This is a genomic window from Pseudomonas sp. S07E 245, assembly GCF_019599025.1.
Classification (GTDB): domain Bacteria; phylum Pseudomonadota; class Gammaproteobacteria; order Pseudomonadales; family Pseudomonadaceae; genus Aquipseudomonas; species Aquipseudomonas shirazensis.
The window spans coordinates 4,121,064-4,136,151 of record NZ_CP080625.1; the positions used below are offsets into that span (position 1 = coordinate 4,121,064).

General features: G+C 61.4%; 14 protein-coding genes and 1 pseudogene. 2 read left to right on the plus strand and 13 right to left on the minus strand.

The genetic code is table 11. The annotated features are described in order from the left end of the window. Positions 1–206: 206 nt before the first annotated feature. Both K3F44_RS19015 and K3F44_RS19020 read right to left on the minus strand, forming a co-directional pair. Positions 207–1,748 carry a hypothetical protein gene (locus K3F44_RS19015; protein WP_220632795.1) on the minus strand — a complete coding sequence of 514 codons (1,542 nt, stop codon included), beginning with the start codon at positions 1,746–1,748 and terminating at the stop codon, positions 207–209. 241 nt (positions 1,749–1,989) lie between these two features. Beyond that, positions 1,990–2,352, minus strand: coding sequence for a hypothetical protein (locus K3F44_RS19020; RefSeq protein WP_220632796.1), 363 nt, complete (start codon positions 2,350–2,352; stop codon positions 1,990–1,992). Positions 2,353–3,134: 782 nt separating this feature from the next. Between K3F44_RS19020 and K3F44_RS19025 the strand changes: the two are divergent. Then, a pseudogene (locus K3F44_RS19025) lies at positions 3,135–3,989 on the plus strand (YifB family Mg chelatase-like AAA ATPase); the annotation flags it as partial. Positions 3,990–4,009: 20 nt separating this feature from the next. Here K3F44_RS19025 and K3F44_RS19030 read toward each other — a convergent pair. From K3F44_RS19030 to K3F44_RS19055, 6 genes are all read right to left on the minus strand, one after another. Next, positions 4,010–5,428 (minus strand): efflux transporter outer membrane subunit, encoded by a 1,419-nt coding sequence (locus K3F44_RS19030; protein ID WP_220632797.1) that lies wholly within the window; start codon positions 5,426–5,428, stop codon positions 4,010–4,012. Beyond that, positions 5,425–6,300 carry an HlyD family secretion protein gene (locus tag K3F44_RS19035; RefSeq protein ID WP_150571428.1) on the minus strand — a complete coding sequence of 292 codons (876 nt, stop codon included), beginning with the start codon at positions 6,298–6,300 and terminating at the stop codon, positions 5,425–5,427. The genes K3F44_RS19030 and K3F44_RS19035 overlap by 4 nt, the downstream gene beginning before the upstream one ends. After that, entirely contained in the window at positions 6,297–6,509 is a 213-nt protein-coding gene (locus K3F44_RS19040) for a DUF1656 domain-containing protein (RefSeq protein ID WP_101322650.1), read from the minus strand. Before K3F44_RS19040 ends, K3F44_RS19035 begins: the two co-directional genes overlap by 4 nt. Continuing rightward, a complete protein-coding gene (locus tag K3F44_RS19045; RefSeq protein ID WP_220632798.1) occupies positions 6,506–8,593 on the minus strand; it encodes an FUSC family protein in 2,088 nt (695 codons plus the stop codon). Before K3F44_RS19045 ends, K3F44_RS19040 begins: the two co-directional genes overlap by 4 nt. Next, entirely contained in the window at positions 8,590–9,042 is a 453-nt protein-coding gene (locus tag K3F44_RS19050; protein ID WP_101322652.1) for a MarR family winged helix-turn-helix transcriptional regulator, read from the minus strand. The genes K3F44_RS19045 and K3F44_RS19050 overlap by 4 nt, the downstream gene beginning before the upstream one ends. 112 nt (positions 9,043–9,154) lie before the next feature. Further along, positions 9,155–9,967, minus strand: a complete 813-nt coding sequence (locus K3F44_RS19055) for a tetratricopeptide repeat protein (RefSeq protein ID WP_220632799.1) — start codon at positions 9,965–9,967, stop codon at positions 9,155–9,157. Between the two features lie 205 nt (positions 9,968–10,172). Here K3F44_RS19055 and K3F44_RS19060 point away from each other — a divergent pair, with 205 nt between their 5' ends. Continuing rightward, complete coding sequence (locus tag K3F44_RS19060; protein WP_101322654.1) at positions 10,173–10,730, plus strand: WYL domain-containing protein; 558 nt, start codon at positions 10,173–10,175, stop codon at positions 10,728–10,730. Between the two features lie 22 nt (positions 10,731–10,752). Here K3F44_RS19060 and K3F44_RS19065 read toward each other — a convergent pair whose 3' ends face one another. From K3F44_RS19065 to K3F44_RS19085, 5 genes are all read right to left on the minus strand, one after another. Then, positions 10,753–11,616, minus strand: a complete 864-nt coding sequence (locus K3F44_RS19065) for an ABC transporter permease (RefSeq protein WP_220632800.1) — start codon at positions 11,614–11,616, stop codon at positions 10,753–10,755. A 13-nt stretch (positions 11,617–11,629) separates the two neighbouring features. After that, positions 11,630–12,493 (minus strand): ABC transporter ATP-binding protein, encoded by an 864-nt coding sequence (locus tag K3F44_RS19070; protein WP_220632801.1) that lies wholly within the window; start codon positions 12,491–12,493, stop codon positions 11,630–11,632. Positions 12,494–12,499: 6 nt separating this feature from the next. Next, entirely contained in the window at positions 12,500–13,519 is a 1,020-nt protein-coding gene (locus tag K3F44_RS19075) for an ABC transporter substrate-binding protein (RefSeq protein WP_101322657.1), read from the minus strand. An 18-nt stretch (positions 13,520–13,537) separates the two neighbouring features. Continuing rightward, positions 13,538–14,437: a TauD/TfdA dioxygenase family protein gene (locus K3F44_RS19080; protein ID WP_375140317.1), complete on the minus strand. Its 900-nt coding sequence runs from the start codon at positions 14,435–14,437 to the stop codon at positions 13,538–13,540. A 183-nt stretch (positions 14,438–14,620) separates the two neighbouring features. Continuing rightward, on the minus strand, positions 14,621–14,962 hold the full coding sequence (locus K3F44_RS19085) for a tryptophan synthase subunit beta (protein WP_101323136.1): 342 nt from the start codon (positions 14,960–14,962) through the stop codon (positions 14,621–14,623). Positions 14,963–15,088 lie beyond the last annotated feature (126 nt).

Below are 15,088 nucleotides of genomic sequence, written 5' to 3' on the forward strand. Positions count from 1 at the left end.
TACCCTCCGTAAGCTCACCAAGGAACTCGCTCACCTTGTCGATGGGGGCTGGATCGATTTGGTAAATGTGAGTATCGAGCCGGGCGGTTCGCTTGAGTGCGTCATTAGCCCTCTTGTTCTTCAGACGATCAGGCCCTAAGAACGGGGTTGAAGGGGCCTTTGAGACTTAGGCTTATACGAACGCGTTGAGCGCCCGCAGTTACGCACTATGCGGCGCGGGCTACCGGCTCTATGGCTAGTGGCGGAAACTCAAGGTGTGCCGGGTAGCGGGTGAACGGCCTTCGGTAAACCGTGAACTGACGTTGTTCGCGATAGTGCTTTCGGGACTGCTCGACGGCCCTATCAAGGTTCACCAGCACGGCATCGTGTGCATCAAGCACCTGACTCTCAGTGCAAAGGCCGACATCCAGCAGGGCTTGCCACGTTGGTTCAAGCGATGCGTACAAGTTGTCTATGTAGGCCAGCCAGTCTGACCCGTTGGCTTCCCAGCTCCACTGCTCGGGGGCGGCAACTACCGGGTTCAAGGTGTTGATGACAAGGCGCTTCAACAACCGGTTGCTGATGTAATCATGATCAATGTCCAACCCCTGTAGTGCAGCTTGGGCCATCGGAACCATGCCCGGTTTCAGCTCCCGGCCCTTGGCATCATATTCGCCATTGAGCAACCCGTCTAAGTCGTCGGCAAGCAGGTGGGCTGGTGTACGCCACGGCTGGACCTGATATAGATGCGACAGTGGTGCCCAAGTGGCATTGTCCTGGGCAAGGAATCGGCTGTGGGCCTTGCCTTCTGTACGGCCAATCTGGGCAAGGTAGATGCCCATGACCTGTACCAGCTTTAACATGAACAGGCAGTTGTCTCGATGCGACCCTTCCGACAATACAGCAGAGAACCGCACTAGCTCGTCATGAAGCACGCCCAGTTTTGAGTCTGCTTTACCGCCAGCGCCAGCATAACTGCTGATACCAGTGGTGCCCTGCTGGATGGCATTAAGCAGCTGTAGTTCTTCTGCCTTCAGCGACTCAAGTTCAGCTAGCGTATACGAGCGGTCCAGCGGTTCGCACAGTTCGTTGCTCTGCTGGTTGAAGACTGTCTTGGCAAGACGAAGCCGGAATGTCCGCTGGGGTATCTTGTCCAGCTCATCCAGAAAGGTGTCCAGCTCTGGGCCGATGAAGTCAGCCAACTTCTGTAGCACCTGATCGCGGGTCATCTCTTTGGTGATGTTCCACTTCCGCTTGAGGGCGGTGACAGGGAGCGAGGCACCAGCCCAAGTGTTCACTGGTTTGTTACCCTGCTTCTGGTTCAGCTCTGCGATGCCAGTAAACAGGTTCTGTGGGGTGGTCAGGCCGATGCTGCCATCACGGCCCTTCAAAGGCTGGACGTGGCAAAGGTGATATACATCTTTACCGTGTCCGCTATCCAGCCAGCCTAACCGCATCTTGCGGTAGTTGTGTTGGTCGTATAGCTGATGAAGGCCAGCCGCGCTGATGCCGTGGTAAGTCTGGACTGTGCCCGCTCGGACGGCCTGTTCAAGTAGCCAGTAGCCAAAGGCGCATTCAAGTAACCGCTGTTTACGCCGTTCTACTTTCCGTTGCTTAGCTGTGAGCTTGGGGGCCTTCTGCTTCCGCTCCGCTGCTTTGGCACAAGTACGAGTGCATGTATCTCGTCCACCCGGCCTGCGTTTGAACGTCGTCCCGCAGTGGGTGCAGGGGTACTCAAGTTGGTTGTTGCTGTTCTCGGCTACTGCCATTGTTGTCCACGCTTGTTGGGATCAATTTGTTAAGGCTGGCTAGTGTGATAAGCACGTTCAGGCCGTGGGTTGGGTTGCTAATGCCACGCAAGGCCATGAAGGCAAGCAGGCGGGCACTAGCAGTTTCATTCAGTGAAATCCGCATGTTGGTAGTTCCTAGAAAGGAGAATTCCGTAAAGGTGGAAAGGAGTGAGGCCGCGTGGCACAAGGGCTACAGCCACATATTGCGACAAGAATGTACCTACTTCACGCGGGTTTCTTCCTCGTAATCCGTATCGGCTAGCATGTCACTAATAGTCTGCTCCGACACTCGCCACTTGTAAGCCATCCGCTCAACGCTCTCCCAGCGATGGTTATTGGCGACATACTCTCTAAGGTCTTCTTCCAACTTGGATGTGAGTGGCAGAACATCTGGAATCACTGGCGGGGGAAGAATGGAATAGATACTGACAGGTGCATCATGATTAAGCCGTGCCAGGTATTGGTTCACTTGATTCCTGGGTGCGGGATAGAATGCCAGCTCGTCAGTATCGGCTGGCGGAGCAGCGGAATGAATGACGCGTAGAATGATGCTGGACTGCTTACTTACTGCATGGTAGTTCAAAGTTACTTCCTAGTATGGGTGTGGAGCGATCAATTCGTTCCGTTGTTTGTGAATAGGTCCTAACGAGATCAGCCAAGACCGCTTCGTTGTGCATGATGAGTCTGATAACGTTCCCATCGTGTTTATGCTTGATGTCTTTCATTGTGGAGTAGCTTCCTGTGGTGTTGCGTTACTTACGGCTTCCTGGGTGGCACAGAGTTGCCCTGCCTGTTCCTGGGTTGCCTTACCACTTTCTCTAAAGTTCCTTGACTGGCACGAGCGACTGCACCAGCGGGAACGATACGAGCGGCTAAAATAAGTCGTATTGCAGAGGTCGCAAGACTTCCGCTGCAATAGACGTCCCTTTTGCATATATGTGTTCTCTTTTTACGTCGATACTTCTTTGAGGCAATAGAATGCCCGCAACCCATTACCGGTCTCGGGCTGGAACTCTATCGATTTGTTTAACCGCGTACTGTTTTAGGTAAGTACTTATCGCCCACGCTGAACAGAAACACGAATACGAGCACGTGCAGGACCTGGGCGGCCTAACGGTGTATTGAGATTTAAGAAGTGGCGGATGATATTGCGGGGAGTTGGCCATACCGCCCAACTGACAAGAATCGTCTCACGGAATCCCATCCTGTCAAGTGTTTTTTGCGATTCTCTCTAAAATAAAGTTTCTGCCACCTTGAGGCAAGTCGGTAAGCACTGGGCCTACGCCTTATTGAAGAGAGTACCGACCTGTCACGCCTAGTGGGCCGGGACGCGGGAATGCACCCAGGAATTTTGGTGTATATGGTTACAATCTGCTGTTCACCGGCCCGCCAGGCACCGGCAAGACCTTGCTTGCGAGCCGCCTGCCTGGCTTGCTGCCGCCGCTGGATGAGCATGAGGCGCTGGAGGTGGCGGCGATTCAATCGGTGAGCGGGCGCACGCCGTTGAGCAGTTGGCCGCAGCGGCCGTTCCGACATCCGCATCACTCGGCCTCCGGGCCGGCCCTGGTCGGTGGCGGCAGTCGGCCACAGCCGGGGGAGATCACCCTCGCCCACCACGGTGTGCTGTTTCTTGATGAACTACCGGAGTTCGAGCGGCGCGTGCTGGAGGTGCTGCGCGAGCCACTGGAGAGCGGCGAGATCGTGGTGGCGCGGGCTAAGGACAAAGTGCGCTTCCCTGCCCGCTTTCAGTTGGTGGCAGCGATGAACCCGTGCCCCTGCGGCTATCTGGGCGACCCCACCGGCCGCTGCCGCTGCAGTACCGAGCTGATCCAGCGTTACCGCAACAAGTTGTCCGGGCCGCTGCTAGATAGGATTGACCTGCATCTGACCGTAGCCCGCGAGAGCACGGTGCTGACCAACCAGCCCAGCGGCGAAACCAGTGCCGGCGTCGCTGCTGTGGTGGCCGAGGCCCGCGAGCGCCAACAACGCCGGCAGGGCTGTGCCAATGCGTTTCTCGACCTCAATGGCCTGCGCCGTTATTGCGGTTTGAGTGCAGAGGACCAGAGCTGGCTGGAGAACGCCTGCGAGCGCCTGACCTTGTCGCTGCGCGCGGCCCATCGGCTGCTCAAGGTAGCGCGGACCTTGGCTGATCTGGAGCAGTTGGACAGCATAGGCCGCGCCCATCTGGCTGAGGCGTTGCAGTACCGGCCAGGTTCGTAGATCAGCCCAGCGTGCCGGCATCACTTGCCGGCTGGGTCTTTCCAGCCACCACCCAACGCCAGAAACACGCTGATCTGCCCCATCGCCACCTGGCTGTTGGCCGCAGCCAGTTGCCCGCGCATGTCGGTGTAGGTGCGGGTCGCCTGCAGGTCCGCCAGGAACGACTCGCGCCCGGCCTGGAAGTAGCGGTGAGTCTGCTCGGCCGCTTGCTGGGCCGAACGTTCGGCCTCGGCCAACGCATCACGGCGGTCGAGCAGTGCGCTGTACTGCGCCAGCCGGGTCTGGGTTTCGCGGATGGCGTTGAGCACCACCCCGTCGAAGTGCGCCAGCGCTGCTTGCGTCGAGGCCTCGGCCTCGCGAATGCGGGCACGGGTGCCGTTGGTGGGGATGGTCCAGCTGACCAGCGGGCCAAAGCCCCAGCGGTTGGTAGACGGCTCGCCGAGGTTGTCGAGGATGCCGATGGTGCCGACCTGAGCGCCGATGCTGATATTCGGGTACAACGCGCCCGTAGCGACACCGATGCTCGCTGTAGCGGCTGCCAACTGGCGTTCGGCCTGGCGCACGTCGGGGCGGCGCTTGAGCAGCGCAGCGCCATCACCGACTGGGATCAACTGGGCCAGATGCGGCAGCTCGGCGCAATCGGCAGTGCCTGCCGGCAGTTGCTCGACAGGTTTCGCCAGCAGCGCCGCCAGGGTGTACAGGCCGGTCTCGCGTTCAGCCTGAAAACGCGGTAACTCAGCGCTCAACGACTTGAGCTGGGTTTGCGAGCGAGTGACCTGGGTTTCATCACCACGGCCGGCATCACGCAGGCGCTGGGTCAGTTGCACGCCTTGCTGTTGCAGGTCCAGCGACTGGCGAGCGATGTGCAGCTCTTCGTTGGCCGAGCACACCTGCGTGTAAGCCTTGACCACGTCGGCCACCAAAGTGATGCGGGCAGTGTCGGCGGCGGCCTGGACGGCGTCGGCGTTGGCCTGGGCGGCTTCGGTGCCGCGCTTGAAGGTGCCCCACAGGTCGAACTGGTAGGAGGCGCTGATGATCGCTTCGCCGATGTTTGCGACCGGGACTTTTTCCGGTTGCAGGAAGGCTTCGCCAGACTCCTGCAGGCGTTGCGCAGCAAGCTTGCCGGAACCCCCAAAGCCGCCCTGCGATTCAGCGACCTCAAGCTGGGCGCGGGCCTTGGCGATGTTGGCTGCCGCCACGCGCAGTTCGCTGTTGCTGGCCAGGGCCTGGCGTACCAGCTGGTTCAGACGCGGGTCCTGGTACAGCTGCCACCAGTCCTCCGGCACCGGTGCCGAGACCACGCTGTCGGCGTCCTGGCGCAGGGCGCCGTTAAGGTCGCTGCGCTGGACCGCAGCGTCCTCTGGTAACTGATAGTCGGGGCCGACCATCTGGCAGGCGCCGAGTGACAGGCTCAGGCCAAGCAGCAACAGGCGTTTCATGGGCGCTGGCCCTCGAGGATAGTCACTGTGGCCGTGCGCCCGGCGATCATGCGGAAGTCGGCTGGCACCTGATCGAAGGCAATCCGCACCGGGATGCGCTGGGCCAGGCGTACCCAGCTGAACGCCGGGTTGACGTTGGGCAGCAGGTTGGCGCCGCTGCTACGGTCACGGTCTTCGATGCCGGCGGCAAAGCTTTCGACGTGGCCACGCAGGCGGGTGTCGTCACCCATCACGCGGATGTCGACGGCATCGCCGATATGGATGCCGCCGAGCTTGGTCTCTTCGAAATAACCATCGACGTGGTACGAGCCGCTATCGACCACCGACAGCACTGCACGGCCGGCGGTAACGAACTCATGGGCACGCGGGGCGCGGTCGTTGAGGTAGCCGTCGACCGGGCTGCGCACTACCGATCGATCAAGGTTGAGTTGCGCGCTGTCGACCGCGACCTGAGCCTGATTGACCGCCGAGCGGGCGCGGGCTTCGCGCGATTGGCTTTCTTCCAGTTGCTCGGCCGCGACCAGATTGCCCAGCTTTTTATTGCGCCGGGTTTCGCGGGTGGCCTGGGCGAGGGTTTCCTGACGCTCGCTCAGGGTCGCCTGGGCGTGGCGCAGGGCCAGGCTGAAGCGGTCCTGGTCGATGCTGAAGAGCACGTCGCCGCGCTTGATCACCTGGTTGTCGCGCACCTCGACGCGCTGGATCAGCCCGGACACATCGGGAGCGATCTGGATCACGTCGGCGCGGATGTGGCCGTCGCGGGTCCACGGGGCGAACATGTAGTACACCACCATCTGCCAGATCAGCACGGCGGCAAAGGTCACTACCAGCAGGGTCAGGACCACACGGCCCAAGGTCAACAAAGGTTTTTTCATGGCAGCATCAGGCTTCGGCAAAAGTGGTCTACCGCGCCAAGCAGCACGGCATACAGGGCAACGTTGAACAACGCCCGGTGCCAGACCAGGCGGTAGAAATGCAGGCGCACCAGCACAGCGTGCACGCCAAGAAACAGCAGGTAGGTGCCGATCATCATCACCAGTAGCGTGGGCAGGAACACCCCGCTGATATCCAGTTCACCAATCACAGCGGGGCTCCATCGATGCCATCAGGCAGTTGCGCGGGGGCACTGGGCTCAAGCATCACCTCGACACCCGGCAGCAAGGCCAGGCGCAGGCCGCTCAAGGCGTGCAGCAAATGCACGCGGGCATCGCCACGGTCGTGCAGATCGTCCAGCGCCAGGCTTTGCCGGGCACGTTCCATGTTGCGCAGCAGGGCTGGCGGCGCATGCAGGCGTTCGCCGGCGCGCAGGCACTGGGCGTAGTGGGCGCCGACTTCTTCGATCACCGTTTGCAGTGCCTTGCGTGCTTGCAGGCCAGTCCGCGGCAGGTAGGCCTGTAAGTCCAGCAGGTTCAGGCCCACGCGCAGGTCACGCAGGGCCACGCCGCTGTCCTGGCCAGTCTGCGACAGCCGCGGCAGGTGTTGCATGAGGCGGTCGAGCATCTGCACACCGACTTTGCGCTGCTCAGCCAGCGGCGCTGGCTGGGTGATTTCGACGATGTCGCGCCAGGCAAAACGGGTCAGCCGTTTGGCCGCCAGCTCGACGCCGAACGGGCGCATCAGCAAGGTCCAGATAAACGCGAACAGCAAGCCCACCGGGCCTGCCAGGTTGGCATTGAGGAAGGTGAAGAAGTCGGCATCGTAGGCACCCTGGATGCTGACAAAGGTCGCGGTGTTGACGATGGTCAGCAAGGTGCCGAGGTAGAAGCGCGGCTGCACGGTGAGGGTGCCGACGCAGATGAACGGCACGGCGAAGGCCAGCACCAGCATCGGAAAGTCGTGCAGGTTGGGCAGGACCAGGAACAAGTACAGGCTGGAGAAGATCACCGACAGCATAGTCCAGAAGAAGAACCGGTAGATCTGCGGCGCGGGGTCGTCCATGGCGGCGAAGAAGCTGCAGGCGACCGCGGCGAGGATCACTGCGCTGGCGCCGTCGTGCCAGCCCAGGCCAATCCACAATGCGCAGGCGACGATGATCGCTGTAACCGTAGAGAACACCGAGTAGAGCATCAGCCCACGGTCGAAAAACGGCGTCAGGCGGCCCAGCCGCCAATGCCGGTAGACCGCCCGCCAGGGCGTAGCGTCATCGGTGCGCAAAGCATGTTGCAGGGCGCAGCAGTCCTGCCACAGGTCGACCCATTCGGTCAGTCGGTAAAGCGCGTTGGAGAGCAGCAGTTCGGGCCGCTGATCGAGCGCGGCAGCGCTTGGTTGCCGAGATTCGAGTTTGTCTCTGAGGGTGCGCCAGCGCAGCACCGAAGCATCCTCGGCGCTGCCTTGCAGCCAATCGCGAGCATCGGCCAGCAGCGGCTGAATCAGGTTGAACTGCGCTGGCGCGCGGCCTTCGAGGGCGTGCAGGGCGTCGTCGAGGGCATCAATGACCGGCAGCAGGTGGATCATCCGGCCACGCAGTTCGCGGGCATTCTTCAAGGTATGCGGGCCGGCGCCTTCGTGACCGAGCTGGCCGATCATCAGCTCGAGGCTGTTGAAGGTGGCAACCATCGAGGCGCGCAGGGCGGCGACATTGTCGACCGCGACATCACGGGCCAGGTAGCTGTCGCTGTAGCGGATCGCTTCGGCGAACCAATTGCCGGTAGAACCGACCACCACCGGCGCCAGCCGCCGCGGCCAGAAGATCGCGCCCACCACCGCTGCGCAAACGATGCCCAGGCAGATCTCCTGGGCCCGCGACGAGGCGACGTCGAACACCGCCAGCGGGTCGTCGACTACCGCCAGAGCAATCATCGGCAAGGTATAGCCCGCCAGCATCAGCACGTAGTTGTTGGCGGTGCGCAGGTTCAGCGAGAGGAACAGCAAGGTCCCTGTCCACAGGGCGATGGCCCCCGACAGCAACAACGGCGACTGGACCAGCGGCGGTACCAGCAGGATCGCCCCGCCTGCGCCGAGCAGCGTGCCGAGGGCGCGATACAGGGCCTTGGAGCTGGTGGGGCCAACGAAAGGGCTGGAGACGATGTACACCGTAGCCATCGCCCAGTACGGGCGCGGCAGCTGCATCAGCAGGGCGATGTACAGGGCGATCATCGACGCGGCAAAGGTGCGCACGCCGTAGAACCAGTCGCGGGCGGGCGGCATCGAGCTGAAGAAGCCGTTCATGCCAGGCCCTCAATGGGCCCTTGAGCGGCGGCTTCGAAGGCCCGGATCACTCGCAGCGAGGCCTCCAGATCAGCCTGGCTGATGCCCTTGAGGATGTCACGCCGCAGACGCACCAACTCGCCTTCGATCGACTCGGCGAGTACCCGGCCCTCGGCAGACAGGCTCAGCGCCTTGGCCCGGCGATCGAGCGGATCTTCACTGCGACAGACCAGCCCGGCTCGGCACAGCTGATCGAGCAGGCGCACCAGTGACGGGCTCTCCAGGCCGGCAGCGTTGGCCACCGCAACCTGATGCACGCCATCGCCCAGGCGCACGATCATCAGCAGCGGCACCGCGCAGGCTTCGGAAATACCATAGCTGGTCAGGGCTGTATGGCAGATACGCCGCCAGTGGCGTGCGCCAACCACCATGCCGCTGCTGACTTGCAGGTGCAGTGAATCGAGTGTCATGGAGTAACCGGAAATATATTCATAGTTTGCTAACTATCAATATACGCCCTGCCCCACCCCCCGCGTCAACCGCCGGCGATGAACTGCGAGGATGAAAGGTTATTCATGCACTTCAGCGCTGAACCTGGTCTTCAAGCTTCATGGTCAAGGCCAGGTTGCTGCCCATCTGGATCGCCTGATCACGCCAACCCTTGTAGCGGGCCATGTTGCGGCTGCTGAAATGCACCGCCAGCTCTTCTGCTGCCTGCATCACCCCGGCGGCTGCCGCCAGCTCCAGCCAGTACAGTGCGGCCTTGATATCGGCCTCGACATACAACCCATGCAGAAAACGATGGCCGACCTCAAACCGACAGCGTGCCTCGCCCAGTTTGGCCCCGCGCATGAACCAGCGCAGCGCCTCGACCGGGTCAACCATCCATTCCTGCTCAGCGTCGCAGACTTCCTCTTCGAACAGGTCGCCCAACGCTGCGGCAGCGTGCAGCAGGCCGCCCTCGAATGCCTGGCGATAGCATTCGGCGGCTTGCTCGTAACACACCGCCACGCCTTTGCCGAAGTAGTGCTGCTGGCCAAGATTGAACCAGGCGGCAGCATTGCCCTGCAGCGCGGCCATGCGCAGCAGATGCCCAGCCAGGAGCGTATCTGCCAGCCAGTACTTGCCGTTGAGCCAGATCCAGCCAAGGTCGTTCAGTGCAGCGATGTTGCCCGCCAGCGCGAGCCGGCGCAGGTCGGCATACACCGCCTGCAGGTCGACGGCTTCATCCAGGCGATTGACCAGACCAGGGCGCTCGCCCAACTGCCCGCAGTAGCTGGGTAGACCGACACCGGTGAACAGCTGCTGACGCTGGCGCGGAGGAATCGGCACAGGGATTATCCGCGCCGGTAAAAGACGCGCGAGCAGCGAATGGATATTGCTGGCAGCAGACATGTTCATCCTCATTGAACGCTTCACAACCCAACCACAGCCGTGGTGAGGCGTGATTCTGCGGCATGCTACGACGAAACCTGTCGCGAACGATCCGAACCCAGGCAACCAAATGCAGGTTCATTGATCTGAGCGAGGTGTGGCTAATTGCCATGCGCGCCCTGTGCCGCCATTCTGGTGCGGCAAGCCTAGACAAGGACGTTTACCTTTGCCGTTCGCCACTACTCGCGCCACCCTCAGCCGTCAATGGGCCCTGCTACGTCAGCTGCCTAGCCGCTCGCCCGGCATTACCAGCGCCGAGTTGGTCTGGGGATTGCGTGACGTCGGCTTTATCGTCAGCAAGCGCACGGTCGAGCGCGATCTCAACGAGCTTGCGTTGATCTTCCCGCTTGAGCGCAATGACAAGAGCATCCCGTTTGGCTGGCACTGGTCAGCGGCAGCGGTAAGCGAGCTGCGCGGCAATTTCGATTTGCAGGCGTACCTGCGCGGGGATGCGCTGCAGCCGGTGCAGGGTGATGGCATTGAGCTGCAGGCGTGGATCAGCGATCTGCTCGCTCGGCAGTTGCGTGACGCGCCGTTGACCCCGGACATGCAGTTGACCGCGCTGGAACACGGCCACCGCCTGCGCGCGACGGTCAGCGACGGCTGGCCGCTGCGCTGGTGGCTGCTGAGTCAGGGCGACAGCCTGGTGGTCGAGCTGCCGCAGTCACTGCGTGAGGAAATCGGGCGTACCTTGAGCAGCGCTGCGGCTCAATATCAGGACTGAGCCACAGCGCCTGGCGCAGCCCTTAGCGTTGCATCCCCCAGCGACGCACGGTAACGCGCTCCAGCGTGTTGAACACCAGCCCCTCGACCAGCAAGCCGATCAAGATCACCACCGCCAGCCCGGCAAACACCTTGTCGGTGTACAGCTCGTTGCGGTTCTGGAAAATATACCAACCCAATCCGCCCTTGCCGCTGCTGGCGCCGAATACCAGCTCGGCAGCGATCAGCGTGCGCCAGGCGAACGCCCAGCCAATCTTCAAGCCAGACAGGATCGACGGCAGCGCTGCGGGCACGAGGATGTGTACGACCAGGCGCAGGCCGCGCAGGCCGTAGTTGCGCCCGGCCATGCGCAGGGTTTCGGATACCCCCATGAAGCCTGCGTAGGTGTTGAGTGCCAGTGCCCACAGTACCGAGTGCACCAGCACGAAGATCAGGCTGTTGTCGCCCAGGCCGAACCACAGCAGGGCCAATGGCAGCAGAGCGATTGCCGGCAGCGGGTTGAACATCGAGGTCAGGCTGCTGAGCAGGTCGCGGCCAAACTGGGTCGATACGGCGAGGCTGGTCAGGCCGAAGGCCAGCACGATGCCCAACAGATAGCCCTTGAGCAGTACCACCAACGAGACGCCGACCTTTTCAGGCAGTTCGCCGCTGAGCAGAGAATCCCAGAGTGCCGCAGCCGTGTGCAGGAAGCTGGGCAGCAGCAGGTCGTTGTCGGTATAGCGGGCAGCCAGCTCCCAGGCGACTGCCAGCACCAGCAGAATCACTGTCTTGCGCAGCCAGCCTTGCTGCCACAAGCGTTGGCTTAACGGTAACTGCCTTTGCAGCGGCACACTGAGCAAAGGCTCCAGCTGCACTTCATATTCCTGGCGAACAGGTGTCGTGGTCATGCCCTGTCTCCCCTCAGTAGGCGATGCGAATGTCGTTGAAGCCCAGCTCGGCGCTGTGTTCAGGCTCTGATGCCTCGTCGAACAGCAGCCGGTGAATACGCCTGGCACTGGCCTGGAAGTCGCTGGCGCCCAGGCTGCCCAGGTCGTACTGATGGCTGTGTACTTCAGCGCGAACTCGCCCTGGATGCGGCGACAACAGCAGGATGCGGTTGCCTACAATCAGTGCTTCTTCGATCGAATGGGTGACGAACAAGAGGGTGAAACGCACCTCCTCCCACAACAGCAGCAGCTCTTCCTGCATCTTGCGTCGGGTGAGGGCATCGAGTGCAGCGAACGGCTCGTCCATCAACAGAATCTTCGGCTGGGTTGCCAGCGCACGGGCAATCGCCACCCGCGCTTTCATGCCTCCCGAGAGTGTGTGCGGGTAGGCATCGGCAAACGCAGCCAGGCCAACTTTGTCCAGGTAGTGCAAAGCCCGCTGCTCGGCCTCGTTGCGTTTGAGCTGACCGGATACCAGCAGCGGGAACATGACGTTCTGCTTCACCGTCTTCCAGGGTGGCAGTTGGTCAAACTCCTGAAACACCACGATGCGATCAGCACCTGGTCCGCGCACCACTTCGCCCTGCAGACGGATCTGTCCTTCGCTGGGTTCGATAAAGCCGGCAACTGCCTTGAGCAAGGTCGACTTGCCGCAGCCGGAGGGCCCAAGCAGAACGAAACGATCCGCCTGGTCGACCTCGAAACTGACCTGGTGGGTGGCGCGCACTACCTGCTGCGCGGTGCGGTATTCAAGGCTCACGTTATTCACAGTCAGCAATGCCGGCGTAGCGACATGGCTCAGCTTGCTGGCCGCGTGGCCTGGCAATTGGGCGGTCATTGGCGATCAGCTCCCCTGCAGAGGACGAGCGTCCTCGAAGAAATAGTCCTGCCAGGATGCGGGCTTGTTCTTGATCGCGCCGACCCGGTAGAGGAATTCAGCCAAGGGATAGGTGTTTTTCGGCGTGATGGTGAATTCGTACTGCGGGTTGTCGATCAGCCGGATCAGCGCGTCGCGGTCGATCTTGGCCTTGGTCACGCGGATATAGGTATCGGCTGCGGCGGCCTTGTCGTGCTGAGCAAACTCGGCGGCTTCGGCCAGTGCGGCGACAAAGGCTTTGTAGGTTTTCGGGTTGTCGTTGCGGAATTTTTCGGTGGCGAACAGCAGAGTCGGCGAGTTAGGCCCAAGCAAGTCATAACTGTTGAGCACAATGTGCACGTTCTTGTTGGCCAGCACCTGGTCCTGGAACGGCGGGTTGGAGAAATGCCCGTTCAGTTCCGTGCCGCCGGCCAGCAGTGCTGCGGTGGCATCGGGATGGGGTACCGCGAGGGTGTATTTGTCGAGGCGGTTGTATTCCTTGTCACCCCACTGCTTGGCGGCGGCGTACTGGAGGAAACGCGACTGCACCGAGACGCCCACGGCAGGTACCGCGATGCGGTCTTTCTCGGACAGGTCGGCAATGGTTTTCACATTCGGGTTGCTGCTGACCAGGTAGTACGGGAAGTTGCCCAGCGAGGCCACAGCCTTGACGTTCTGCCGGCCTTTGGTCCGATCCCAGACGGTCAGCAGTGGGCCGACGCCGGCGCCGGCGATATCCACCGAGCCGGACAACAATGCGTCGTTGATCGCCGCACCCCCTGATAACTGTGCCCAGTCGACCTTGATGTCGAGGCCTTCTTCCTTGCCGTGCTTTTCGATCAGTTGCTGGTCACGCACTACGTTGAGCAGCAGATAGACGATACCGAACTGCTCGGCGATGCGAATCTTGCCTTCGGCATGTGCCGCGACCGGCGCTGCCAGGGTGCCAACGGCCAGGGTCGCGCCCAGGGTGATGCTTGCCGCCAGGCGGCTGATGGATTTGCGCATGGTGAGTTCTCTCGGTCGTCAGAACGGGGCATCGCCCTGGATGGTGGTGCGGAAAAGTTTGCGCCGCAGGTGTGCTGGGCAGCCGGCGGCCAGATGGATCAGCGAGCGGTTGTCCCAGAACACCAGATCATGCGGCTGCCACTGATGGCGGTAGATGTTCTGTTCAAGAACACTCAGGGCGTACAGCTGCTGCAGCACATCACGGCTCTCGTCTGCCGGCAGGCCAACGATGCGGGTGGTGAAGCCTTCGCTGACGAACAGCGCCTTGCGGTGGTTTTCCGGATGGGTGCGTACAACCGGGTGGATCACCTCCTGAACCTGCGCGAGCTGCTCGGCAGTAAGGGTCGGGCGCCAGTTGCCTTCAAACTTGGTCTCGGCATACCGCGCTGTATACGAATGCGCGGCATCACGGCCGGAGATGACCTTGCGCAGGGCATCGGGCACGGCGTCCCAGGCTTTGTGCATATCAGCGAACAGGGTATCGCCGCCTTCGCTGGGCAACTCCTGGGCGTGCAGCATCGAACCGAGGCTGGGCAGCTCTTTATAGGAAAGATCGGAGTGCCAGAATTTACCCGCATCGCCCAAGCCAACGTTCTGGCCGTTTTCGACAATGTTGGAAACGATCAGTATCTCTGGATGACCCGGCAGCAGGAACTGTTTGAGCACATGGATCTGCAGCTCGCCGAAGCGTCGGCTGAACGCAATCTGTTGTTCGGGAACGATGCGCTGGTCACGGAAAACCAGCACGTGATGGTCGAGGTGAGCGCGATGGATACGCTGGAAGTCTTCGCTGTTGACCGGCTGAGCCAGGTTCAGGCCGATGACTTCGGCACCGACTGCGCCGGCAAATGGACGAACCTCGAAGGGTTGCGAGGGTGCGCTGTCGTTGCTCGACAAGGCGCTGGAGACGGCTGGCATGTGTCACTCCCACATAGTGCGCGATGCAAAAGGCGCGCAACGATCAGAAACGCACGGGGGACTCCCGTGTGGATTCACATCGTGCGGCGCGCCGATTGGTCGGCAGGTACGCAGTGGAGTGACTATAAAGTCATAAGAACATTATTTTAAATACCGTTAGTGCATATACATATGAACGGCTGCTCAGATCAAACCACCTTCAGGCTCTTCTTCGATCAGGTTACTCAATCCACCCAATGCACGCCGTGCGCTGGAGCGGCTGAGCAGCTTGGCCTGAGCGCCGGCCGGCAGGTCGGTAATGCTCAGCACGCCTTTGTTGGTCAGCACTTCGATCAAGTCCTCGAGCACCCGGATCATGTCCAGATCGCTCTGTTTGAGCTGGTTGAGGCTGTTGCCGACAACATCGTCGGCCAGCCAATGCAGGACCTCGACGTGGTCACCCGGCAGGGTTTCGGTATGGCCTTCAAAAGCCTTGGCGTCGACCCGCGACAGGCGCCCATCGGCGTCGCGCTGCACGTAATACAGGCTGTGATCCGTTGTCACGGTGAATCCTTCTGGTTGCGATAGGGGCAGGATAACGCTTGAGGTAGCCCAACACGACTCCGGCCTCGTTGCAGGCAAGCTGCGACGAGGCCGGAATCGAATCAGTGC

Coding starts and splice junctions, on each gene's coding strand:
- K3F44_RS19075 (WP_101322657.1), bottom strand. CDS start 13,519: ATGCGCAAATCCATCAGCCGCCTGGCGGCAAGCATCACCCTGGGCGCG.
- K3F44_RS19070 (WP_220632801.1), bottom strand. CDS start 12,493: ATGACCGCCCAATTGCCAGGCCACGCGGCCAGCAAGCTGAGCCATGTC.
- K3F44_RS19055 (WP_220632799.1), bottom strand. CDS start 9,967: ATGTCTGCTGCCAGCAATATCCATTCGCTGCTCGCGCGTCTTTTACCG.
- K3F44_RS19045 (WP_220632798.1), bottom strand. CDS start 8,593: ATGAACGGCTTCTTCAGCTCGATGCCGCCCGCCCGCGACTGGTTCTAC.
- K3F44_RS19030 (WP_220632797.1), bottom strand. CDS start 5,428: ATGAAACGCCTGTTGCTGCTTGGCCTGAGCCTGTCACTCGGCGCCTGC.
- K3F44_RS19080 (WP_375140317.1), bottom strand. CDS start 14,437: ATGCCAGCCGTCTCCAGCGCCTTGTCGAGCAACGACAGCGCACCCTCG.
- K3F44_RS19015 (WP_220632795.1), bottom strand. CDS start 1,748: ATGGCAGTAGCCGAGAACAGCAACAACCAACTTGAGTACCCCTGCACC.
- K3F44_RS19050 (WP_101322652.1), bottom strand. CDS start 9,042: ATGACACTCGATTCACTGCACCTGCAAGTCAGCAGCGGCATGGTGGTT.
- K3F44_RS19065 (WP_220632800.1), bottom strand. CDS start 11,616: ATGACCACGACACCTGTTCGCCAGGAATATGAAGTGCAGCTGGAGCCT.
- K3F44_RS19035 (WP_150571428.1), bottom strand. CDS start 6,300: ATGAAAAAACCTTTGTTGACCTTGGGCCGTGTGGTCCTGACCCTGCTG.